At 36.7% G+C, this 23,975-nt stretch carries 23 protein-coding genes; 6 read left to right on the forward strand and 17 right to left on the reverse strand.

Translation table 11 applies throughout. The features are described 5' to 3' along the window. Positions 1-4: 4 nt before the first annotated feature. The 4 genes from BN990_RS13570 to BN990_RS13580 all read right to left on the reverse strand — a co-directional run bounded on the left by BN990_RS13570 (position 5) and on the right by BN990_RS13580 (position 3,197). Positions 5-1,069: a putative 2-aminoethylphosphonate ABC transporter substrate-binding protein gene (locus BN990_RS13570; RefSeq protein WP_021292423.1), complete on the reverse strand. Its 1,065-nt coding sequence runs from the start codon at positions 1,067-1,069 to the stop codon at positions 5-7. A 376-nt stretch (positions 1,070-1,445) separates the two neighbouring features. Then, positions 1,446-1,619 (reverse strand): hypothetical protein, encoded by a 174-nt coding sequence (locus BN990_RS22625; protein WP_158295242.1) that lies wholly within the window; start codon positions 1,617-1,619, stop codon positions 1,446-1,448. Between the two features lie 338 nt (positions 1,620-1,957). Beyond that, a complete protein-coding gene (locus BN990_RS13575; protein WP_021292421.1) occupies positions 1,958-2,506 on the reverse strand; it encodes an NADPH-dependent FMN reductase in 549 nt (182 codons plus the stop codon). Between the two features lie 70 nt (positions 2,507-2,576). Beyond that, a complete protein-coding gene (locus BN990_RS13580; protein ID WP_021292420.1) occupies positions 2,577-3,197 on the reverse strand; it encodes a superoxide dismutase in 621 nt (206 codons plus the stop codon). A 256-nt stretch (positions 3,198-3,453) separates the two neighbouring features. On the opposite strand from BN990_RS13580, the gene BN990_RS13585 reads away from it, so the two are divergent. Then, positions 3,454-4,074 carry a helix-turn-helix transcriptional regulator gene (locus BN990_RS13585; RefSeq protein ID WP_038245564.1) on the forward strand — a complete coding sequence of 207 codons (621 nt, stop codon included), beginning with the start codon at positions 3,454-3,456 and terminating at the stop codon, positions 4,072-4,074. A 64-nt stretch (positions 4,075-4,138) separates the two neighbouring features. On the opposite strand, the gene BN990_RS13590 is transcribed toward BN990_RS13585, so the two are convergent. The 4 genes from BN990_RS13590 to araD form a co-directional block, all read right to left on the reverse strand. After that, entirely contained in the window at positions 4,139-5,539 is a 1,401-nt protein-coding gene (locus tag BN990_RS13590; RefSeq protein ID WP_021292418.1) for a sugar porter family MFS transporter, read from the reverse strand. 248 nt (positions 5,540-5,787) lie between these two features. Then, positions 5,788-7,275, reverse strand: coding sequence for an L-arabinose isomerase (gene araA, locus BN990_RS13595; RefSeq protein WP_038245565.1), 1,488 nt, complete (start codon positions 7,273-7,275; stop codon positions 5,788-5,790). A gap of 21 nt (positions 7,276-7,296) precedes the next feature. Further along, positions 7,297-8,979: a ribulokinase gene (locus BN990_RS13600; RefSeq protein ID WP_038245567.1), complete on the reverse strand. Its 1,683-nt coding sequence runs from the start codon at positions 8,977-8,979 to the stop codon at positions 7,297-7,299. Between the two features lie 21 nt (positions 8,980-9,000). Continuing rightward, positions 9,001-9,687, reverse strand: a complete 687-nt coding sequence (gene araD / locus BN990_RS13605) for an L-ribulose-5-phosphate 4-epimerase (RefSeq protein WP_038245568.1) — start codon at positions 9,685-9,687, stop codon at positions 9,001-9,003. 549 nt (positions 9,688-10,236) lie between these two features. Between araD and BN990_RS13610 the strand changes: the two genes are divergently transcribed. The 3 genes from BN990_RS13610 to BN990_RS13620 are packed head-to-tail and all read left to right on the forward strand — an operon-like array spanning position 10,237 to position 12,198. Further along, positions 10,237-10,608, forward strand: coding sequence for a GntR family transcriptional regulator (locus BN990_RS13610; protein WP_021292413.1), 372 nt, complete (start codon positions 10,237-10,239; stop codon positions 10,606-10,608). After that, complete coding sequence (locus BN990_RS13615) at positions 10,601-11,476, forward strand: ATP-binding cassette domain-containing protein (protein ID WP_038245570.1); 876 nt, start codon at positions 10,601-10,603, stop codon at positions 11,474-11,476. The genes BN990_RS13610 and BN990_RS13615 overlap by 8 nt, the downstream gene beginning before the upstream one ends. Beyond that, positions 11,473-12,198, forward strand: a complete 726-nt coding sequence (locus BN990_RS13620) for a hypothetical protein (RefSeq protein ID WP_021292411.1) — start codon at positions 11,473-11,475, stop codon at positions 12,196-12,198. The genes BN990_RS13615 and BN990_RS13620 overlap by 4 nt, the downstream gene beginning before the upstream one ends. Before the next feature lie 269 nt (positions 12,199-12,467). Here the strand turns inward: BN990_RS13620 and BN990_RS13625 are convergent, their stop codons facing one another. The 4 genes from BN990_RS13625 to BN990_RS23400 form a co-directional block, all read right to left on the reverse strand. Further along, complete coding sequence (locus BN990_RS13625) at positions 12,468-13,127, reverse strand: cyclase family protein (RefSeq protein WP_038245572.1); 660 nt, start codon at positions 13,125-13,127, stop codon at positions 12,468-12,470. Between the two features lie 145 nt (positions 13,128-13,272). Next, complete coding sequence (locus BN990_RS13630; RefSeq protein ID WP_038245576.1) at positions 13,273-14,199, reverse strand: TIGR03943 family putative permease subunit; 927 nt, start codon at positions 14,197-14,199, stop codon at positions 13,273-13,275. A 9-nt stretch (positions 14,200-14,208) separates the two neighbouring features. Next, positions 14,209-15,219: a permease gene (locus tag BN990_RS13635; RefSeq protein ID WP_021292408.1), complete on the reverse strand. Its 1,011-nt coding sequence runs from the start codon at positions 15,217-15,219 to the stop codon at positions 14,209-14,211. Between the two features lie 251 nt (positions 15,220-15,470). Beyond that, positions 15,471-15,596 (reverse strand): hypothetical protein, encoded by a 126-nt coding sequence (locus BN990_RS23400; RefSeq protein ID WP_267903319.1) that lies wholly within the window; start codon positions 15,594-15,596, stop codon positions 15,471-15,473. A 451-nt stretch (positions 15,597-16,047) separates the two neighbouring features. Between BN990_RS23400 and BN990_RS13645 the strand changes: the two genes are divergently transcribed. Continuing rightward, the gene (locus BN990_RS13645; RefSeq protein ID WP_038245578.1) at positions 16,048-16,893 is read left to right on the forward strand and encodes an aldo/keto reductase; all 846 of its coding nucleotides are present in this window, start codon (positions 16,048-16,050) and stop codon (positions 16,891-16,893) included. Positions 16,894-16,963: 70 nt separating this feature from the next. Here BN990_RS13645 and BN990_RS13650 read toward each other — a convergent pair whose 3' ends face one another. The 3 genes from BN990_RS13650 to BN990_RS13660 all read right to left on the reverse strand — a co-directional run bounded on the left by BN990_RS13650 (position 16,964) and on the right by BN990_RS13660 (position 20,693). Further along, positions 16,964-18,097 carry an NAD(P)/FAD-dependent oxidoreductase gene (locus BN990_RS13650; RefSeq protein WP_038245579.1) on the reverse strand — a complete coding sequence of 378 codons (1,134 nt, stop codon included), beginning with the start codon at positions 18,095-18,097 and terminating at the stop codon, positions 16,964-16,966. An 84-nt stretch (positions 18,098-18,181) separates the two neighbouring features. Continuing rightward, entirely contained in the window at positions 18,182-18,874 is a 693-nt protein-coding gene (locus BN990_RS13655) for an OmpA family protein (RefSeq protein ID WP_021292403.1), read from the reverse strand. Next, positions 18,864-20,693, reverse strand: coding sequence for a MotA/TolQ/ExbB proton channel family protein (locus BN990_RS13660; RefSeq protein ID WP_038245580.1), 1,830 nt, complete (start codon positions 20,691-20,693; stop codon positions 18,864-18,866). Before BN990_RS13660 ends, BN990_RS13655 begins: the two co-directional genes overlap by 11 nt. Positions 20,694-21,268: 575 nt before the next feature. Between BN990_RS13660 and BN990_RS13665 the strand changes: the two genes are divergently transcribed. Then, a complete protein-coding gene (locus BN990_RS13665) occupies positions 21,269-22,372 on the forward strand; it encodes an esterase-like activity of phytase family protein (RefSeq protein WP_238323679.1) in 1,104 nt (367 codons plus the stop codon). 265 nt (positions 22,373-22,637) lie between these two features. On the opposite strand, the gene BN990_RS13670 is transcribed toward BN990_RS13665, so the two are convergent. After that, positions 22,638-23,177, reverse strand: a complete 540-nt coding sequence (locus tag BN990_RS13670; RefSeq protein WP_038245581.1) for a GNAT family N-acetyltransferase — start codon at positions 23,175-23,177, stop codon at positions 22,638-22,640. Between the two features lie 130 nt (positions 23,178-23,307). Then, positions 23,308-23,904: a DJ-1/PfpI family protein gene (locus tag BN990_RS13675; RefSeq protein ID WP_021292399.1), complete on the reverse strand. Its 597-nt coding sequence runs from the start codon at positions 23,902-23,904 to the stop codon at positions 23,308-23,310. Positions 23,905-23,975 lie beyond the last annotated feature (71 nt).

The following is a 23,975-nucleotide window of genomic DNA, read 5'->3' on the forward strand; positions in this document are numbered from 1 at the left end:
TTGATTATTTTTTAGGTTCTGCTTTTTCAGCGAATTTTGATTCCCAAGTATTAATAATATCTGTATGGTTTTTCGCGGATACATTCAAATCATGGTTTTCATACAACAGATCTTCAAAATTCTCTGGGAATCCTTCGGCAGTTGGAAGGTTCTCATGTTTTGTTGCTAGACCATAAGCTTGGTGATATTCCTTCATAGCTTCATCAGAAATTGCCCAATCAAGAAAAGCTTTGGCTAATTTATCACTCTCTGTATCTTCTTTATTGATCATGGCATTGGCTTCTACATCCCAACCTAGACCTTCCTTCGGCAAATGAACTTCTACTGGCGCACCTTTTTGCTTTTCTTGCACACCACTATAAACAAGCCCTAATGAGATTGGAAACTCTCCTGTCGCAGCCATTTGGATTGGCTTTGAACCAGAATGGGTATACATACCAACATTTTCATGCAAATCTTCCATGTACTTCCAACCTTGTTCTTCACCCATCATTTGCAGCCAAGTGGAAACCTGCAAGTAGCCTGTCCCAGAGGAAGCAGGATGCGCCATTGCTATCAATCCCTTATACTTCGGATCAGTTAAATCTTCATACGTTCTAGGTACATCTAATCCCATTTTTTCTAGTTCTACTGTATTTACTGTAATCCCAGAAGCTGTAACAACATTCCCTACCCATTTCGGCGATTCTTGGTTTTTGTCTTTAAATATTCCTGGTACTTCCTCTATCCCTTCAGGCGAGTATGATTGAAGTAAATTCTGTTGATCTAATTTTAATAAATTAGAAGCTTGAACTCCCCAAACTACATCTGCCTTCGTATGCTTTCCCTCTGATAAAAGTTTTGCGGTAATAATCCCTGTAGAATCACGGACTATATTCAATTCTACATTCGGATATTTTTTCTCAAAGGACTCTAGATAGTTTGGTAACAATTCTTCTTCAACTGCTGTATATACCGTTAACTCTCCCTTTAACCCTTCATTTGCATTGCTAGAAGTCTCCTTACCACAAGCAGTAAGTATCCCTATACTTATAAGCATAAGTAAAATTGGTACAATGACCTTCTTCATCCTTTATCCACCTTTCTAATTCAACGATGGTGTTGAGTTATGTTGTTTCACTAAGTTGCTGTTAACACCTTTCTCCTACACCCACACTATAAAACAAATTTATTAAGTGAATATGAAGCCATTGTTAAGATATTGTTTTTTGTTATTTCATTTTGTTTTATGTGGTTTTATCGAAAGGTTATTACCCGTAGAAAGTGAAAACTAAGAAGTTGACATCAAGCAGGACACTATAATGAATGGCAAAGCATGATAGAGAGATCAACATAACGGAGGTTGAGGGAAGTCCCTCATTAAACGCGCTGGTTGGTAATACTTCATTGTATAATATATTCCTCCTAGACATTAAAAAACCGTTAGCAGCTTCGTTGCTAACGGTTCATAATTCCTTACGATCTTTTAATGCTTCCATTTCCATTTCCAGCTTATCTATCCTCTTACGGAGCTTTTTCTTAGGCTCGGTGATTCGTTTTCTTAGCATCCCAATGATACTTAACATGGCTACAACACTTACAATAAGAGCAATAATAACGATTAAAGCGATGTCAAACATGTCGCTTCACTTCCTTTCTTTAAAAAACAAGGAAAACTTGAATTCGTCAATCCCACTGTCATTATAAACATAGGCTTATAAGGAGGAATTCGAAATACCAACTCCTTTCTAAGTAACGGATAGATAAATCCTCGTTTTTATCTTTGGTCTCTCCTAAATTCATACAATAAAGTAATCGATCTATACCTTTCCTATGATTTTACAGGAAACAAATCGGTTGAGAAACCCCAAGATAATATCCATGATAAAAAAGGAGAGCATTCCTATTTAAGAAATACTCTCCTTTTCCATCGTTCCGTTTCCTACTACTTATTATGAAAGTATGTATGTGTGAATCCCTATTTTTTATTTTCAACTTGTACACGTCGCTGAATCGAAATCATTTCTTTGGCAAGTGTGGTTATTCGTTCCATCACATTCCGATTTACAATTTGTTTATCATCATTAAAATCATCATTATGAATAAATACACTGCAAGTAGGCACAATTCCTTTCAAATAAGAAAGGATGGGTTTTAATTGATACTCTGACACTAGAAAATGCTTTTCAGAACCTCCTGTTGTGATCATTCCAGTGACTTTTGATTTAAAAGCATCTACAGGTAGGTGATCAAAAAGGTTTTTTAATGCTCCCGAAATGGATGCTTGGTATATAGGTGACCCGACAACTAACATGTCAGCTGACAGAATCGTATTTACAACATGCCATGTATCCTCGTTATAATAAGCTAAAGGAGCACCATTAACAAATTCAACCTCATAATCGCGAAGGTCAATTAATGCAGTTTCCAAACTTGCATCCACTCGTTTAGCCTCAAGTAGCACATCATGAACGGCCTGTGATGTCTTTTCTCCTACTAATGATCCTGCGATTCCAACTAGCTTCACTGGTGCTACCTCCTCTTCATTCTCTAGAATAAGGTACTCCCTCGAGTACCTTATTCTCCTTTTCTGTCAATTAGCTAATTGCTTTTTCATATTTTTCAGCAACAGCGTCCCAATTAATAATATTAAAGAAGTTCTCAATGTATTCTGGGCGTTTATTTTGATATTTAAGATAGTAGGCATGTTCCCAAACATCGATTCCTAAGATTGGGGTTTTGCCATCTGAAATCGGATTATCTTGGTTTGCTGTACTTGTTACTTCTAGCTTACCTTCTTGATTAACAACTAACCATGCCCAACCAGATCCAAAACGTGTGGTCGCTGCATCAGCGAATTTTTGTTCAAAACTGCTAATGCTGCCAAATGCCTCATTGATTGCTTCCGCAAGTTTACCAGCAGGTGCTGCAGCTTCTTTACCTGGTGCAATTACTTCCCAGAAAAGCGTATGGTTTAAATGTCCACCACCATTATTACGTACTGCTGTACGCACATCTTCTGGAACTGCCTCTAGGTTACTAATAATGGATGCTAATGATTGGTCAGCTAGTTCTGCTTTTCCTTCCAGTGCAGCGTTTAATTTGTTTACATATGTTTGATGATGTTTTCCATGATGTATTTCCATCGTTGTTTGATCGATGTACGGTTCTAATGCGTCTGTTGCATATGGTAGTTCAGGTAATTCAAATTTTGCCATAAAAAATTCCTCCACCCTTTTTATTTTGCACTTATTATACTTATTGGTATAATAAGTATACAGAAAGAATACCGTATCAAATGAAGAAGATCAACTTATTTGCTCGAAAAATTTTCCTTTTTAATACAGAAATAAACATTTTACTTCCAACTTACTTGTAGTTTTTATACAATATAAGCGTAGGAAACCAAAGGGATAACATCAATCACTCGTAGAAATCTCCATATAAATGACGCCAATCTTGTGAGGTGATAATTTGAAAAGAACCACAACGAAGGACAAAATTCTTACTATCTTAAAAAAAGAAGTCCGCTTAACAGTAAGTGAATTGACCAATCATTTAAAAATTACCGATATGGCCGTTCGAAAGCATCTTTCAATGATGGAAAAGGATGATCTTATTACTTCAAAAGAGGTTAAACCAGTAATGGGGAGACCAACACAAACATATTCTTTATCACAAAAAGGTGAATTGTTATTTCCCAAAAGTTACGAAGGACTAAGTTTAGAGTTTTTAAAAGATATAGAGGAAGTATACGGCGAAAATTCCATCCAACAATTGTTCCAAAAGCGTGAAAGCCGATTAACCAGTGAATACGCGATTCGCATGAACAAGAAAGTCCCAAAACAAAGGATACAAGAAATGAAAACTATTCAAAATGAGAAAGGTTATATGGCAGACATTACCCAATTGGATGAGAATACGTATGAGCTAATTGAGTATAATTGTCCAATTATGGCCATTGCGAATGAATACAAAGTCGCTTGTCGCTGTGAAACTTCGATGTTTCAACAAGTACTTCAAACCGATCAGGTAACTCGAACAAGCTGTAAAACAGAAGGAAATGATCACTGCCGGTTTTTAATTGCTTTTTAAACCCGGTATTGATCATTTCCTTTTGTATATCTAGTGTAATCACAAAGGATAACAAAACTTTAAATTACATATTGGTTAATTTCTGTGAAAATTTTTCTTTATTTTTCTTCGGTTTCCAAAGCATTGCAATTTCTTCCAATGTTTTATTTTTCGTTTCGGGAACGATCGTCATTACGAAAAGGAAGCAAATGACATTAATGACCGCGAACATCCAAAACGTGAACGCTCCGCCCATATTATTAATTAATACTGGCGTGAATTGTCCAATTGCCCAATTTGCTCCCCAAAGGAAAATGGTTGCTATTCCTACCGCTTTCCCTCGTAAGTGATTCGGAAAGATTTCCGGAATCATAACCCATGGGATTGGCCCCATGGAAACGCAGAAAGCAGCGGTAAATCCGGCAATAAACAAAATAAGTAATATGCCGCTATTTTCAGGTTCAAAGAAGAATACGCTTCCAATCAGCAGCATAAAAATTGCCATTAGACTTGAACCAATCGCCATTAATTTCTTTCTGCCTAAACGATCAATTAACAAAATAGCTACAATTGTGAAAACAACTTGTACACTGCCAATAATACTTGTAGCTAAAAACTCGGTATTATTTTCAAATCCTACACTCCTAAAAATATCAGGTCCATAATAGGTTACTGCATTCATACCAATGACTTGATTGAATAAAGCCAGAAAGATTCCGACCCCTAAGGCCATTCTTAAACCTGGTTTTAATAATTGCTTTGCAGAGGAGTTTTGTTCTGCTTCAATGGACATTTTTATTTCTTTCGCTTCTCTTTTAGCTACTTGTTCCCCATTAATACGAGTCAATATACGATACGCTTCCTCATCCTTCCCTTTCTTAATCAAGAAACGAGGGCTTTCCGGAATAAAAAATAACAAGACTAAGAAGATGATCCCAGGTATCGTACCATAGCCGAGCATCCAGCGCCAGCCTGCCTCTAAGCCCCATTGATACGTACCACTATTAGCAACACCATAGTTAATGTAGAACGTGATGCTTATCCCTAAAATAGTGAACAACTGGTATAACGATCCAAGCCTGCCTCTAATTGCTGGTGGCGCGCATTCACTAATATAAGTCACAGATAATGCGGAAGCAAACCCAATACCAAATCCACCCAAAATTCTTGCAAAAACTAACATGGTTATACTTGTTGCAAATGCAGAAGCCAGGGCAGATATAATAAAGAACACCGCCGAAACCAACAATATATTCTTTCTTCCATACTTATCACTTAAAAAGCCTGACATGGCGACACCGATTACACCACCAATCATTACACAAGAAATTACCCAACCTTCCATAGCCGGACTTAAATCATATAAATCTTGTAAGTATCCGATAGCGCCTGAAATAACTGCCGTGTCAAAACCATATAATAACCCTCCCATACCTGCAGATACAGAAAGTAAAAGTACATACCAAAATGAATGTTTTTTTACCATGATGCTCCTCCTCTTATATCGGTTATGATATGAATCAATGTAAGCATGTAAAAGGAAGGAAATTTGTCACCTACCATTTAATAACAAACTTCACATTGTGATTCCGCTTTCATTTCACTAATAAACTAATATCTTTTCTTAATCATTCTTAGAGATAGCTTGTACTTGTTTGGTAAGTAGGAAGAGGTGGGATAAAAATACCCCGTCCTCTCATTATCATTTATTCACATTCAATGTTTCTTTTCACTCTATTTGCGGTAAGCAGCCTCATTCCATCTCAATTCATTTCTTAATTCTCGTAGCTTGGTATCCTTATCGATAACAATACATTCAATATTTGTCATATCAGCAAAATCATATAACTGCTCTGTGGTTACCTGAAAAGATAAAACCGTATGATGAGCACCACCCGCGTAAATCCATGCTTCTGTAGCTTCACTTAAGGTTGGCTGCGGCCTCCATAAAACTTTTGCCACAGGAAGATGCGGTGTTTGTTTTTCAGGCTGCTCTGCCTTAATTTCATTAATAATTAACCGAAATCTACCACCCATTTCTACTAATGAAACGTTAATTGCATCTCCACCTTTCCCATCAAATACCAGGCGCGCAGGGGCTTCCTTTCCCCCCATTCCCAATGGTTGAACAACTACTTTAGGCTTCGTAGCAGATATTGTTGGACAGACCTCAAGCATATGCGAACCTAAAATCATTTCATTTTCTGGCTCTAAATGATACGTATAATCTTCCATAAAAGATGTGTCTTGATTTTGAGAAATGATTTTCATCATTCGTAATAATGCCGCCGTTCTCCAGTCTCCTTCACCCGCAAAGCCATAACCTTCAGCCATTAATCGTTGTGCTGCTAGACCAGGAAGCTGTTTCATCCCATGTAAATCTTCAAAATTTGTTGTAAATGCGTTATAATTTCCTTCTTCGAGAAATGATTTTAATCCTAACTCAATTCTCGCTTGATACTTAATTGCCTCACCAATAGCAGAATTGGATGCTGCTTCTTGCGGGAATTGATACCGTTGCTGATATTCTTTAAACAATTTATTAACTTCTGTTTCTTCAATTTCATTCATAACTTCTACGAGATCGCCAATTCCATAATAATCAACGGTCCAACCGAATTTAATTTGTGCTTCAATTTTATCACCATCGGTAACTGCTACATTTCGCATATTATCTCCAAATCGCGCAACACGGATAGTTGAACCTTCTGATACTGCCACTGCCGTATGCATCCAACTTGCAATTTTTCTAATGACTTGTTTATTCTGCCAATGACCAACTACCACTTTTCTGGAAAGATTTAAGCGTGATACCATAAATCCATATTCGCGATCTCCATGTGCCGACTGATTCGTATTCATAAAATCCATATCAATCGAATCCCATGGAACATTTTGATTATATTGCGTGTGCAAATGCAACAGTGGTGCTTGCAATTCTTTTAAACCAGCAATCCAATTTTTGGCTGGTGAAAATGTATGCATCCAGGTAATTACGCCTGCACAGGTAGGATCTGTATTTGCGTGCCTTACTAGATTTTGAATATTATTAGCTGTCGTCACTACCTCTTTAAACGTGATAGGAAAAGGTAATTCCTCACTTTTATTCAGACCTTCAACCATTCGCTTTGAATGAACTTCTACTTCCTTTAATGTCTCTTCACCATATAAAGGCTGACTTCCAGTTACAAACCAAAAAGTATAGGGCTTCCTTGTTATCATATTCGTACCTCCATTTATCTTCTATATAGTAACTTTTTCCTCAAATGTTCTTAGCGTTTTTAGCCGCTTCATTACATTGTTTGTACCGCGTCCAAAGTAATCATGTAGCTGCTTATATTCTTGGAATAATTCGTCATAAATGAATACATTTTCAGGGATAGGTTTAATAACCTCTTCTTTTATCCGGGCCATATTTCTTGCAGCTTCAATGGCAGAATCATATCCCCCATTTTCAGAACCTGCCGCAATAGCACCAAACATGGCAGCACCTAAAGCTGGCGTATGTTTAGAATCAGCAATTCGAATTTCACGGTTGGTAACATCAGCGTAAATTTGCATGAGCAATTTACTTTTTCGGGGCAACCCACCACATGCATAGAGTTCATCAATCGAAACACCATTTTGATGAAACGCATCGACAATCATTCTTGTACCAAATGCAGTGGCTTCTAATAAGGCACGATATACTTCTTCCGGTTTTGTTTGTAAGGTCATACCTAGCAGAAGACCACTTAGTTCCGTATCAACAAGAACAGAACGATTTCCATTCCACCAATCTAGTGCTAATAACCCCGTTTCTCCTGGTTTATATCCTGTTGCTTTTTTTTCTAAATATTGATAAACATCTAATCCAGCTTGTGCAGCTTCTTCTTTAATATAAGCTGGCACCGATGTATCAACAAACCAAGCAAAAATATCTCCTACTGCTGACTGGCCTGCTTCATATCCATAATAATTTGGTATGATTCCGTCTTCTACAACTCCACACATGCCTTCTATTTCTTTCTCTTTATCACCTAATACCATATGGCAAATAGAGGTTCCCATTGCCATTACCATTTTCCCAGGCGATGTCACCCCCATCGCTGGAACAGAAGCATGAGCATCCACATTTCCTACAGCAACGGCAATCCCTGGATTTAGCCCTGTAACATCAGCCATCTCTTCAGTTAAACCACCTGCATTTGTCCCTAATGGAACGATTTCTCCACGTAATTTCGTTTCTGCTAGATTTTCTAGGCGTGGATCTAATGCCTTAAAGTATTCTTTACTTGGAAAACCATCTTGTTTATGCCAAATTGCTTTGTATCCTACTGTGCAACTATTTCGAACAAGATTTCCAGATAATTGGGAAATAACCCAATCGGTTGCCTCAACAAATTTGTCGGTTGCATAATAAATATCTGGAGACTCATCTAGAACTTGCCATATTTTTGCAACCATCCATTCGGATGAGATTTTTCCACCATACCGTGGTAAGAATTCTTCACCACGTTGTTCCGCTATTTCGTTTATTTTATTTGCTTTAGCTTGTGCAGCGTGATGTTTCCATAATTTCACCCAACTATTGGGATCCGTTTTCCACTTTGGATCGAACATAAGCGGGCGTCCATCCTTATCAACAGGTAAAATCGTGCATGCTGTAAAATCAATACCAATACCAACTACTTCATCTGGGTGGATATTAGATTGTTGTAAAACCTCTGGAACGGAGGTCTGTATGACTTCTATATAATCATGAGCATGTTGAAGCGCCCATTCATGCCCTAGTTTTTCTCCTGTTTCAGGTAATCTATCATCTATTACCCCATGTCGATATGAAGTTACATGGTCTGCGATTTCTTTACCATCTTTTAAAGAGACTAATACAGCACGCCCTGATTCGGTTCCATAATCAATACCAATTGTATATTTTTCTTTCATTAGAAACTCCCTCCTTATCGTTTATTGCCCGTAGTACGCATGCTTCCCGTGTTTTCTTAAATAATGTTTATCTAATAGACTTTGTTGCATCACTGGCGTTTCTGGATTAATTTGGTACGTATGCAACGCCATCTTTGCCACTTCCTCTAATACAACTGCTTGATGTACTGCATCTTGAGGATCTTTTCCCCAATTAAACGGCGCATGGCTATGAACCAAAACACTGGGAACAGCAAGATGATCCCTATTTTCAAATGTCTCTATAATAACCTTCCCTGTTTCCAACTCGTACGAACCTTTTACTTCATCATCAGTCATTTTTCTCGTACAAGGAACACTTCCATAAAAATAATCAGCTTGTGTCGTCCCTAAAGCTGGTATATCCCTTCCAGCCTGAGCCCAACTCGTTGCCCATGGCGAATGTGTATGAACAACTCCACCAATATTGGGGAAACTTTTGTATAGCATCAAATGCGTCGGTGTATCCGAAGATGGGTTTTTGTTCCCTTCCACAACGTTTCCTTCTAAATCAACAACAACAAGATCTTCTACCGTCAAATCTTTATATGGCACGCCACTTGGCTTGATTACAATTACTCCTTCCTCTTTGCAGTAACCGCTTACATTACCCCAAGTAAACGTTACCAATTTATGTTTTGGTAAAGCCAAGTTTGCTTCAAGTACTTGTTCCTTCAATTGGTAAAGCATCCTAAATTCAACACCTTTCCTAAACCAAATATACACTTGTACGTATATATTTTCCGTTTTAATTAATAATAATACAAAACGTACGTACATTCAATATGTTTTTTTAGTATTTTTTGAATTGGATGATAAATGGAAGATATAAAATCTTATTTAACCTAGGTGAATAGCATTTTTAGAGTAAAGAATTTTCTTTTCTTAGGTACTCATTAGGGAAAGGGGGACTAAAGATAGCAATGACAGGTATTCAAACAGGTCCCTTCCTTTTTTATAGGATAGCACCTGCTTTAGTACATAATAATGATTTCATGACGTGCTTCGATTACGGAATACAGAAAGACGGTTGAGCCCATACGTTGCAGTAATCAAATTTATCTTTGCTGCCAGTAAGGGAATTCCAAACCTTACTGGATTTTTATATCTAAAGAAAGATATGGAAATATACGAAAGAACTTTACAAAATTTGATTATCAATGTATAGTTGATTACACGAGTGATCAACCAATCAACATATCAACCTTATGTATGTCTTGTTGTAGAAAGGAGACAGATGTGCAATCTAATTTTGATGATACAAAACCAATTTTTCAGCAAATCGCAGAAATGATTGCAGATGACATCATTGATGGCGAGATAGCAGAAGGAGATCAGATTCCTTCAACAACAGAATTATCCAAGTTTTATCAGATAAATCGGGCTACAGCACAAAAAGGATTGACGATGCTCGTTGATGCCGGTTTAGTCTACAAACAACGAGGTGTAGGCATGTTTGTGGCTGAAGGTGCAGTTCGTCAATTACTTTTAGAACGTCAGCAAGACTTTTTTAAACAATATGTTAAACCCTTAGTGGCTGAAGCAAAACGACTTCACTTGTCAGAAGAACAAATTATTCAATTTATCAAGGAGGCTACTTCCAATGATTGATATTCATGACATGACTTTTTCATATGGGGATTCCCTAGCATTAAAGCAGGTGAATTTACATGAAACAGAACCAATTATAATGGGGCTTTGGGGAAGAAATGGAGCTGGTAAAACCACATTAATGAAACTCCTTTCAGGTCAAGAAAATCCTAATGGCGGACAAATACGTGTTAATGGAATCTCACCTTATAACAATAATAATACAATGAAAGAAGTAACGTATATTCAAGAGAATCATCCTTTTTCAGAGCTATGGAATGTAAATGATGCCCTGCGATTCGGTTCTTACTTTAGTGCAAACTGGGATCAAGCCTTAGCAGATGAGCTTGTGTCTTTATTTGAATTACCAAGGAAAAAGAAGATTAAGCATTTTTCGAAAGGAATGCAAACAATGATAAGCATTGTAATTGGTTTAGCTAGCAAATCTCCAATTACAATTATGGATGAACCTACAAATGGACTTGATGCACATATGCGAAAACTATTTTATGATGTACTGTTAGACACGTATGAAGAGCAGCCACGATTAATTATTTTATCATCACATCATATTGATGAAATCGAACCATTATGTGAGATGATTGCCATTGTCGACAATCAAACAATCACACGTTATGAAGAAACCGAATCTTTTAAAATGCAAGGAATTATTCTGAACGGTCCAAAAAACGCAATAGATGAATTAACTACTGGTAGCACCATTTTAGAAGAACGAAAATTAGGCAATCAAGTACATGTCATGCTAGATGTACCTTATAACGAAGATTGGATCGCTCGCGCCAAACTAGCAAAAGTTAATATTGAAAAGGCACCACTGCAAGATTATCTCGTAAATATAACTTCTAAAAAGGAGCCGGTAAAGAAATGAACACATTTAAAGGACCTTTCCGCGTCATGTTTGAAGATTTACGTGTCCAATTTTATATTTTAACTACAATTACAGCCGTATTATCTATTTTTTATATCATTTTAGGTATGTTATTCTCATCAGACGGTTCATTTAACGCAGGAGCTAGCTTTGGACCGTATTACGGCATGTTTCTTATATATCCATTTTTTATTTTCACAAAAGGATTTAAATATATCATCTCGTTTGGCGGTACAAGAAAACAATTCTTGTTCAGCGCATTTATCAACGCGGGGATCTTTATCCTTATTGGATCGCTTGTCCTAAATGGGCTTTACGTTTTAAATAATTATTTAATTGAACAGGGAATTAGCTCAGGCACATTATTCCATATGGGAGATTTAGTAAATGAGTCAGGCTTTTTCCTCTATTTGTGGGTTGATATTTTGTGGGGAATTTTTCTGTTTGGTATTGGTTTTCTTATTAATAGTGTATGGCAATACTTTGGAACATTCCGCTTATTAATGGGCAGCACCGTTGTACTTTTACTTCTAATTACGTATGTTACATTCGGTGACATCAGTAAGGTAATCCAATTTATTGTAGTTGATCATTTGGCTTTTGTTCATATCGTTGCAGGATTTGGTATTGTAGCATTCATTATTTCATATTTCCTCATAAAAGATGGTCCAATAGAACGAGGTGCTGTGAGACTCTTTCGCAATAAAGTAGTATCCAATTAATATCATGGATACTAGCACAAGTAGCTCTAACTTCGAATCATTGAATTATTCGTTACATCTGAAATAGAGCATGCTCCTCTGGGCATGACTTCAGCTAGCTCGGGTTAACTACGATTGTTTACCCGAGTGGATCATCACAAACCGTGCTGTTCCATTGGAGTCATGCCTATTTCATTTGTTATCCAGAAGTCATCTGTGAAAAATCCAATTATCTTCAACCTTTATCATTGTTGGCTTACACGATTATTCTTGTATTGTATAATTTTTCATTAAGATACTACTTCGGCAAATGCACGAACAGGAAATGTACCAATTCCTTTTATTTTAGGGGGGACAGCATAGAACAAGAACTGCTTATCCAACAACTTATTTAAATTGCATAGATGCTCCACAATTAATATTTCATTACCTAATAACTCCGTATGTACAGGTCTGGTATTCCCTGAAGTATCATCTATATTGACAGAATCAATCCCCACTACTGCTGCTTGTTGTTCTACTAAATACTTTGCGGCGTTTTCCGTTAAATAGGGATGCCTCTCATAATACTGTTCTGTATTCCAATATCTATCCCAGCCGGTTGAAATTAATATAGCTTTTCCCTTTAAATCAAAATTATAAAATACTGTTTCATCAATTGCTTGTTGACTATGGTTCATCTGGAAGAGAACACCATCCAAACCTGCCAGCTTATCTATTGCTGTCTCATTTAGGTCTTTCCCATCGGAATAGCGATGAGATGGTACATCCACATATGTTCCCGTATTTGACACCATTTCAATTTTGCCAATTTGGAATTCGGTGCCTTGCGCATAGTGCTTACGAGATTCTTCTCTACTTAAATAGTCACAGATAATTGGTGCGGGTAATCCTTTATATGTTACAAGCCCATCCTCAATTGTATGACTTAAATCAATATACTGTTTCATATGCGTCTTTCCCCCCTATATATTCTCATTCTAAACATATTCCACATGTACTTCAGACTAGTCTAATTCAAGGATATTTTTATTGCTGTTAATTTAATTTTACGGTAAAAGCCTCTTCCAGTAAATCTGAATAGAGGCTTCCCATTTATTTATATTTGATCGTGATGGGATATAAATACGGCTGTTCAGGTTCATCAATTACTTGATAATCGGAAATGTTTATTGCCGGCATCCGTGTACCATTATATTCTTCGATATAGATTGTTCCTGTTGCCTCCACCCATGTATCTTCGGTTAATTCTGTCGCATCTTCCACCGAAGATAAAAAACCAATAATACTTGAATCTGCTACACAATGAGTAATTAAGAACCTGCCCAAAACAAGTTGGTTACTTTTAAAGTCATCTTCTTTATAGACAAATCCCTTTAATGAAATTTCTTTTCCTACAAACGAATCCATTTCCTTGTTAATCATTTCATAATACGTTGAATAAACCTGTTCTGACATTAAAATGGAATCTTGTTCCCCTAATTGATTAACGATTTGGTCATATTTTTCCATACTTATCGTGTTGGAATCGAGATTGGGATCGGGTGCATTTTGGTGGATCGGTTGTTCATTTTCCATATTCTCATCTGCTGATTCTTCTTTTTCCTGTGGTTGACCTGAATTCTGCTCTTGCATCGCGTTATTCGTAATTGACAACATTGCTCCTTTTTTGGCAGCAATGGAAGCATCTAAAGTACTGGGTGGTAGTAAAAATCCGGTAATTAGTGGCAATACAATAATAAAATAGGAAACGAGTTTTCTCCCATTTAGTGGTGAATAACCATGGTCATGATGATGGTCTTCATGGTCATGGTTATGCTTGTGTTCATCGTGTTTAGAAAACACACGATGAAGCTGAGTGACGAACAATATAAGTAAGATGACTACTCCAATCATACTGATCGTTCCATATTTTGGATTAATTAGTTTTAAAATATCTCCTGTGTAGTGCAATTTAACGATATATATCGTAAATAAAATTAATATGAAGGCTCGTACAGCCTGTTGGAAATAAAAACGCATGGTTGCCCCCTAATAAAATTGGTTTAAAAGTATGAATACTACAAAAACAACAATGGTTACAATGCTTACAAAGGTAAAAACAAATTTTGCCCGAAAAACACTTAACATCATCATCATGTTCTTTAAATCAATCATCGGACCATATACAAGAAAGGCCAATATTGCAGTAGGTGCGAATAAATTACTAAATGACGCGGCAATAAAAGCGTCTGCTTCAGAACAAAGAGATAATAGAAATGCTAGCCCCATCATCACGATTGTCGAAGAAGCAATCTGGCCATTTCCAATAGCTACAAGCGATTCTGAAGATACATATGTTTGTACAAAAGCAGCCAGTAAAGCACCAATTATTAAGTATTTTCCCATATCGAAAAACTCATCCACAGCATGTGTCAGTACATGGAAAATTTTCATTGTAACAGGTTGTCCTACCGCAGCGGTTCCATGTTCACAATGGTTTGCATTTTTAAGCTCTTGTTTCAGTTGATTGGTACGAAACAATAGGCTAATTAAAAATGCAACAATAACAGCGACAATAAACCCGATAATCATACGTGACAGGGCAACTTTCAAATCATTTCCAAATGCCATATACGTAGACAGGATAACGATTGGATTAATAAGTGGTCCAGTGAGAAGAAAACCAATACCAGCATAAATTGGCACCCCTTTGGCAATTAGCCTGCGAACAATCGGAACAATTCCACATTCACAAGCGGGAAAACATGCACCTACTACACAACTCATTAAAATTGCTGCGAATCGATTTTTTGGTATCCATCGCTTAATATGGTCTTCGGTTATGAATATCTGTATCCCCCCAGCAATTAAAACACCTACTAATACAAAGGGAAGTGCCTCGATCAAAATACTTAGAAAGATTGTATTCATATTATAAATCGAGGACGGCAATGTAATGCCCCCTTGAATCGTTCCACTGATTGAAATTAAATAGATTGCTAACCCAATAATAAGAACCCCTGTTACATCAATTACTGTTGATCTAATTTTACCAAGCATTTCTTTCCTCCTTCATTCAATTTTTAGGACAATCATTCTTATGTATGTTTTTTTCATTTACTAAAATACGAATCTTCTAAGGCTGTAGGTCATACTTCTAGATTCCTCTCGGACCTTTATAGATAAAGCCATCTGCACCTGTGATATGAGAATTTGGTGTATATGTATGGGCATCAGCGTCAAATGATATAATCGAGGAGATTTCCCCCTCCAATTTCATTCATGAAATATCCTAACGGATACATTGTTGTTTATATCTGTAATACATCATGCATATTTTCTTTATTTACAGTTGCTGTTTTCACTGCATTGCCACGACAAGTCAAAAGTAGAATAACCAAACCAACAAACAAACTAAATCGAGCGTAATTTTTCATTTTTACTTCCCCATCATCAAAAATCAATTCGTAATCATTACGATTTATATGCAAGAAATAACTCAAAAATGAATGATATTGACCATTTACATATCCTTACCTTTACCTAGGTTACTTTTCCCCCAGGAACTTGCCTTTGATGAGATGTTCTCTAAATGCCTATCGGAACATCCTGAATTTTCGCAGTTCCAAAGTTTTAATGGCTTGGTGTTTTGACCTTTAACCACCTTTGATTTTTCACTATGCGTCTTCTCTTTGTTAAAATATCCTACCACTCTTTGTTCTATTAAAAGGCGAATCGTAATAATTACGATTTTATCATTATAGTTGCTGATCCCTATTTTGTAAATAGTAATCATTACGATTGTTTATTTTCGTAGAATTGTCGCAGTTAAATAGTTGGAACTTTTATCCTTAAATGTGTACGCTTAATGCAGAAGGAGGTTTCTACATGGTTCAACAAATAATTCCTGAAATCACACTAAATGATGGTTTACGTGTACCTATGGTTGGATTTGGTACATATAAATTAAATGGGAATGAAGGTGCAAATGGAATCAGTAATGCCATTCAAGCAGGCTATCGATTAATAGACACAGCGTATAACTATGAAAATGAAGGGACAGTAGGTGAAGCGATACGCCGAAGCGCTATTCCAAGAGAAGAGTTAAAAATAACATCAAAATTGCCCGGTCGTTATCAAGCCTATGATAAGGCACTTACTACCATTCAAGAGTCATTATATCGAGCGAAATTAGATTATTATGATTTGTACCTCATTCACTGGCCTAATCCGAAACAAAACATGTATGTTGAAGCATGGCAAGCATTAATCGATGCCAGAAAATGGGGATTGATTCGTTCCATTGGAGTATGCAATTTTCTCCCCGATCATTTGCAACGACTGAAGAAAGAAACTGGAGTACTGCCAAGTATAAATCAAATCGAATTGCATCCCTTCTTTAATCAAGAAGAACAGCGAAAATGGCATGAACAGCATCATATTGTGACTGAATCTTGGAGTCCGTTAGCGCGGGCAAATGAAGTACTACAAAATGAAACAATCGGAAAAATTGCAGCCAAGCATCAGAAAACCATATCTCAAGTTATTCTACGTTGGCACTATCAACTCGGAGCAATTGCCATTCCTAAATCAGCATCCCATAATCGGCAGCTTGAGAATATTTCCATTTTCGATTTTTCATTAGCAGAGAGTGATATGAACGCTATATCAGAATTAACTCGTCCAGATGGTAGAAATAAGGACCAAGATCCTGCGACATATGAAGAATTTTAAATCGATCCCTATACTAGATGAAGTAGAAAAGTGCTGTTTACTGCGCCAAAGAGGCAGTAAACAGCACTTTTCAATTAACTCTCTCGGGTTTTGTAATGATGGCGCGCATTGGATCATAAGGTCTTAAATCAATACTTAAACTTTCGCCCATGATTAATTTTGACACCAAAGCCCCAACGTAAGGTCCCATAGTTAAACCAGAAGCCCCAAGTCCATTTGCGATATATAAACCCTTTACCTTATTAATCGATCCAATTAACGGTAGAATATCGGGTCCCATTGGCCGGAAACCAATACGTATTTCTTGTAATGTGCCTTCCTGTAGACCAGGTGCTATCTCCAAGCATTCCTGCAGTATTTCATGTACACCTCCGGCCGTTAGACGATGATCGAATCCTGACCCAGTTTCTCTTGTCGCACCGGCTACTACACGCGAATCATCAAAAGCGAGCATATAATGACTCGTTTGTGGTAACACAACTGGCCAACTAGAGGTATCTTGATTTGATAGTTTAATATGGGCAATTTGTCCACGCTGAGGCTCTATATGTAATTCCAACCCCAGGTCTTTTAGTAATTCAGGTGCCCATGCTCCTGCTGTAAGAAGTACGGCATCTGCTTCGAAAAACGCTCCCTCTACTACAACTCCTGTCACTTGACCTTTTTCAACTTTTAACCCTGCTGTACCTTGAATCAATTGTGCTCCATGCTTTTGTGCTGCATTCTTTAATGCTTCTCGCAAGAAACGTCCATCTACTCTTGCTGCACCAGATACATAGACTGCCTCGAGCTCATCAGCTAACATAGGGAAATAGTTTTGTGTTTCTGTCTTGTTTAATCGTCGAATATCACCTAATTCAGGAGCCGTTTTTTGTTTTTCTCTTACTCGCTGCTCTATACTATCCAATATGTCCATACTTGTACTAACACTTAGCGCACCTACTTTTTTATACCCAGTTTCTGTTTCACCGTCAGCTTGAAGACTCTCAATCAATGACGGATAAAATGCTGCCCCTCGTTTTGCAATACGATACCAATCTGGATTCTCTACACTCGAAATCCAAGGACAGACAATACCCGCACCAGCTGATGTAGCCTTTCCTTCTTGAACCCGGTCAATCATTGTTACATCGACGCCTGCTTTTTCTAGCTGATAAGCAGCACTTGCTCCTACAATTCCCGTACCTACAACAATCACTTTCAATCCAACCACTCCCGCACCAATGTTTATTCTGAATTGCAAAACTATTTTCTTATAGTCTACAATTCTTATATGCATCTATCAATCTTATTTCCCTAAAATCTCTCGTGTTTTTTCAAGAATTTCTTCATCCTTTAAGCGAAATTTAAATTCTACTCTGCGAGATGCATTTGCACTATAATCACCATTATTATCCGTACGAATATCCGAGAATGATTTACTATTTACAGTAAGCTTATCTTTTAGATGTTGTTGTATATTTTTATACGGAAAGTCACCTCCTAATATATACGATGCCACACTATACGCCCTATCCTGTGAGAGTTTTAAATTGTACAAATACGTCCCATCTCGATCGGTATGGCCTTCGATAATAATCTCCGCTATATATTCTTCATAACCGCTTTGCAATAAAATGTCCAAATATTTCGGCACAAATTCATCTAAAAAAGTAAAAGACTCCGGTTTTAATTTATCTTCATTATATTCAAAGAGAATTTCTGTATTAAAAATAATTGCCCCCGTCTTCTCATCAACCTCTACGCCGAGTTCAGATCCACTAAACTCTTCTTTCAAATCATTCACCAGTTTTGCACGCACACCCATAATTTGATCTAACGTTTCCTTCATTTCTTCAATTTGTAAGGATTTAATCACCATCATACAAATAAAAATGAGCATAAAACAAAGTAAAATCGTCGTCAGTAAATCCGTAAAAGAGGGCCAGAAATGCCCATCCTCCTGGTCTTGTTTAAACAGACGTTGGTACTTAGTATTCATTTTGACTCAGCCTTATCGGATTATTCGATGTTGCTGTCCGTTGTGCAAAAGCCGTCAACTGCTGATTTAAGATTTGAATTTCGCGATTTAAATCTTGTAATGTCTGTTGAATAAACCGGGCCTGATTTTGCTCATTTGCATCGGATACCCGACGTAATTCTTGAAACTCATTACGAATTCCATCATTGGCCCCTTGCATATAATCGCGGATTACCTGACCAACTTTATCCAGCTTATTACCAAGCGAACCTTCTAAATTACTAACATAATTAGCTAAGGTATCTTTCATCATTCCTACACTCGTTTCTAGTTGGTTCTCTCTTTGTTGAAAAGCTTGACTCATTTGATTCATTGTTGCGTTTATTTCTTGAATAAACTGATTATTCTTCATCCCCATCTGTTCATAGGTGCTTGCAGCTTCTTGCATATGCTTCTCAAATGTCATAGAATCAGCCAAATGAGCTTTTAAATGTTGGTTAAACTGCTGATTAAATTCTTTTAATTCAGTAAACCGATCAGATAGTAGATGCTTGTATTCGGACTGTGTTTGATTAATTACCTGAAGTGCCTCTGGTAATTTGACCATAGAGTGTCCCATCTTATCAAATTCTGTGGAAAGTTCCCGTAACTGTGTCATTATCCCTGTTAATTTTGTTGAAACATCCTCACCAAATACTTTTCTAAATGTATGGTTATGTTCAACCATGCGATCAACAAGATGCTTGCTTTTTTCCTGTATTTGTTCAAATCTAGACTGCATTCCGCTTTGATCTTCTAATAACGAAGAAGTAAATTGTTTTATATCGCCAACAGAATCATCAAATTGCTGTAATGTTTCTTGTTGAGCTTTAGATACTTCTCTTACTTTCTCATACGTATTCTCAAACGCTTTTGCCATTCGTTCATTTCTACCGTCCATACGTTTGAAATAGGAAAATAACGAATCAAAATTCTCGTTCAAATGCTTCGTTCCTTCTGCAAAACCATCCGTAACATCTGTCATATAGTCAAACAATTGTTGGAATTGATGAAGGTTTTCAGAAAGTCCGTCATTAAATGCCGCTAAGTCTTCTGCAGATTTTTGAAGTCCTGTTGTATACTCCTGAAACCCAGAAAATGCAGCTTCCATATTTGATAATGATTGTTGATTGGTTTCTTGCAAACTACGTATGGAATCATTTATCATTTCCGATACATCAATTAGTCGATTCATGCCATGTTGTTTATGTCCTTCTAGCTTAGATTCTGTCATTAACATAATATCTGTCAGCATAAATTCTGTATTAAGGACTTTCATCAATACTGTCATAACCAATGAAAAACCCATCCCCGCAATGCTGGTATAAAATGCAACATCAATACCAGCTAGAACACCAGCTACCCCTTCAACTAGATCATTCCCTTCGATATCAATGCTGCCTAATGATGATGTTAACCCAATAAATGTTCCTAATACCCCAATGAGAATAAATGCCGACACAGTCATTTGAATCATTTTAATTAAGCTGACCACTGGCATATGAAACAAGCGCCAGCTTGAGAATTTTTCTTGTACAAACGTTTCTGCCTTTACGGATTCCTGTTTTTGTTTCTTATTATATTGATCTTTAAAAGAAGCTAACGGTTCGATATCCATCCGATCGGTATCTTTTAAGTAATTTCTTAATTTCTTCAACTTATTAAACAACGACAAATGAATGAACAAAGCGGCAAGAAACGTTACAAACAAAACGATAAAAATAAACTCTATCATCGGATTAGTAAGAATTGTTTCTGCTTTTTGCTCACTTGTAAATAATTCAAGAATGGCTTGCACCATTTGATTTCCTCCCTATAGCATGTATTTCACATCTCTATACTATTGCTATTCAAGGGTAGAAGGAATCATGTGTACAAGTTAATGGAGAGAGGAGAATTTGAAACAAAATAAAAATCCTTCACATTACACAAACAAACAATTAAATCACCCATTTTCTGCTAAGCGAACGCAAGAATTCAGATCATTGTTGCAATTTTCTTTGTCTGTATGGATAACCGGAGGCGATATAAGTATTAATTTTTTTATTGTACTACTCCTTCATTAGAATTACTTACTTTTCTTCAATCGTTTTTTTCTCAGTTTTGTTATTTCTATTTCCCCTTCTTCAAGTTCATAAGTATAAGGAGTCCTAACTCTAGCTTTACACAATTTATAATAAAAAGTTAAATACTATTAATATCATTCCGCTATAATGGTTTTCAATCATAGTTTAATAGAGGAGTGATGTTATGATTAAGTTTTGCAAGTATGTATTGATGGGTTTGATAGCTTTGTTCCTTTCAGGGCAAAACGCAGTGATGACCTCTGCACTATCTCACTCAGTAACCAACGGCAGCCAAGAAATTCAATCCGCCATGCAATTAGGTAGCAAGAAAAAAGAAGAGCAGGCCCGAACTATTAACCATGTAAGATTAATCGGCTCCTATAATCTCCCGCATGAAATGACCTACAAAGGGACGGTGGTTGGCGGTTTTTCCGGTATCACGTACAACCCTTACAACAATAAATGGCTAATTATTAGCGATGATAGGTCTGCCCATAATCCAGCAAGATTTTATGAAGCAAGAGTGAACTACAATTCCAGAGATATTCAAAAAATTCGATTCGTTGATGTAAATTACTTAAAACAGTCAGATGAGACCGTTTATCCGAATAAAAATCAGTATCTTAACGGTGCAGATGGCATTGTTTTAGACCCAGAGTCCATTCGCTTTGATCCAATGGACTGCAGTATCTGGTATACGAGTGAAGGCGATCGTTCCCTTGGTTTGGATCCATTGGTTCATCAAGCCACACCAAATGGCGGCTTTCTTTCCGAATTGCCTTTAACAGGGACTATAAAAATGGATGAACAAAATGAAAGAGGCTTTCGGAATAACTTAGCATTGGAGGGAAGCACATTCTCTGCGGATGGGAAAACTTACTGGACGGCAATGGAAGGGCCGCTCCTGCAAGATGATTCCATCCCAACAACTAGATCAGGATCATTATCACGTATCACCCAGTATGACAGAAATGGGAATACATTGGGTGAATATGCCTACCCGATTGATGCTATTCCTGAACAACCAGGCGAAGGCAAGCATGCAGACAATGGTGTGACTGAGATTTTAGCTATCAATGATCAGGAACTTTTAGTGCTAGAACGTGCCAGTATTCAAGCAGAAGATGGTAGCTTTAGCAACGATATAAGGGTTTATAAAATAAATGTAAACGGAGCAACGGACATCAGCAGCATGGAAACAATAGACAAAGAGAATATCAATCCATTGCAGAAGGAACTGGTCGTTAACTTAAATACCCTTGGCCTTGATAAAGTGGACAATGTAGAGGCAATGAGCTGGGGCAAAAAGCTTCCAAACGGAAATGAAACCTTAATTTTGGTTTCAGACAATAACTTCAATCGAAGCCAAATCACACAGATAATCGCTGTGGAAGTTATACCCGAAAATAAATAAAGGAAAAAACATTATTAGGAAAAATACAACAAAGAAGAAGCTCTGTGTTTGTCAACAAAGCTTCTTCTAACTTTATATCGTTTTTAAATCCAGAAAGTTCGTTAAAACGTATTTTTTCTAGGGCATAGGCAACTGTGCGAAGCCAACAACTAACTTTAGTTTGATCATTCTCTTCCTATGATCATCCACAAAAATTCCGTTTACGGAAATGAATTAGATCAAAAAATGAATACAAAAAATAAAAAAGGAACTTGCGTACTGCTTGTCAATGTCTCAATGCATCATAAATCGAATAATCCACTTCACCTGAAATATTGGCCAAACCATTTTCACATAACTCCATAGCCATTAAATTCTCTTCAGAAGGTGGAAGATTTTTCTCGGATGCATATATTCCGAAATCAGTTGATGTTCTAAATCCAAAGCGATGATAGTAATGATTATCTCCTTCAACAATTATTCCCTTATATCCCAGTTTAGCAGCTAATTTAATACCTTCCTGCAACATATACTTACCAACTCCTTGACGTTGATGATTAATTGCTACTGAAACCGGGGATAGCATCAATATCTTATTTTTATACTTATTACTAATTGGAAGTTTTGATAGGATAAAGTGACCTATGATCACACCTTCTTTCTCAACCACTAAATCAAGCTGGGGAATATAATAGTGTTTTTCTCGGATCTCTCTTACTAACGCTTTTTCAGCTAATCCGTCCGAATAATTGGTATTTTGGAATATCTCATATACAAAGTCTTCAATAAAACTATATTCTTCTTCATGGACTAATCTTATTTTCATTATCAGACCTCCAATTTTTTAATTACAATCTCACTAAGAAATGCTCAATCTTCAATGTAAAAATCCTTCCTAATTGACCTATTCAGAAGGATGCACGATTCGATCAGCGTATTCGATTGTTATTAATGATTTAAATGACCATATCGTATTCCATTCTGTTAGCCGTGCTTTGAGCTATTTTGGAACCTAGTAATCGTTTTACTATATGAAAAGACATATTGATCCCTGCTGAAATTCCTCCAGATGTAATTAAATCTCCTTCATCTACGAATTTAACTCCTTGCTGTACTTCTACTTCCGGAAATTCTTTTTCTAGTCTATCAAGACTTGCCCAATGCGTTGTACATTTTTTTCCTTGTAGTAAACCTGCTTTTGCTAGCAGTAAGGCACCTGTACATACAGATGTCATTAATTGAACTTTTTGCATTTGATTTACAATCCACTTTATTACAATCTCATTATGTATTTCTCGTTCTCTTGCCCCTAGTCCGCCAGGAATGATGAGAATGTCAAATTGTGGTATATAATCAAAGCTGTAATCTGGTTGTATCTTTAAACCATTTCGAGCGTATACTAAGTTGCCTTTTTCGGATACCGTTTCAACAATAAAAGGCTTTACATCATGTTCTAATGTTGTTACAGAAAAAACTTCAAATGGACCTGCAAAATCTAAAACCTCTACATCATCAAATAAAAAAATTCCTACTCTCCACTGTCTTTTATTCATATGGGATTCCTCCTTTTAAAATTTTATATTTGTTTATTTAACAGTAAAATCAGCAATTTTTCAACTTAATC

Origin of the sequence: Virgibacillus salexigens, from assembly GCF_000723585.1 — a bacterium.
GTDB lineage: Bacteria > Bacillota > Bacilli > Bacillales > Amphibacillaceae > Virgibacillus > Virgibacillus salexigens.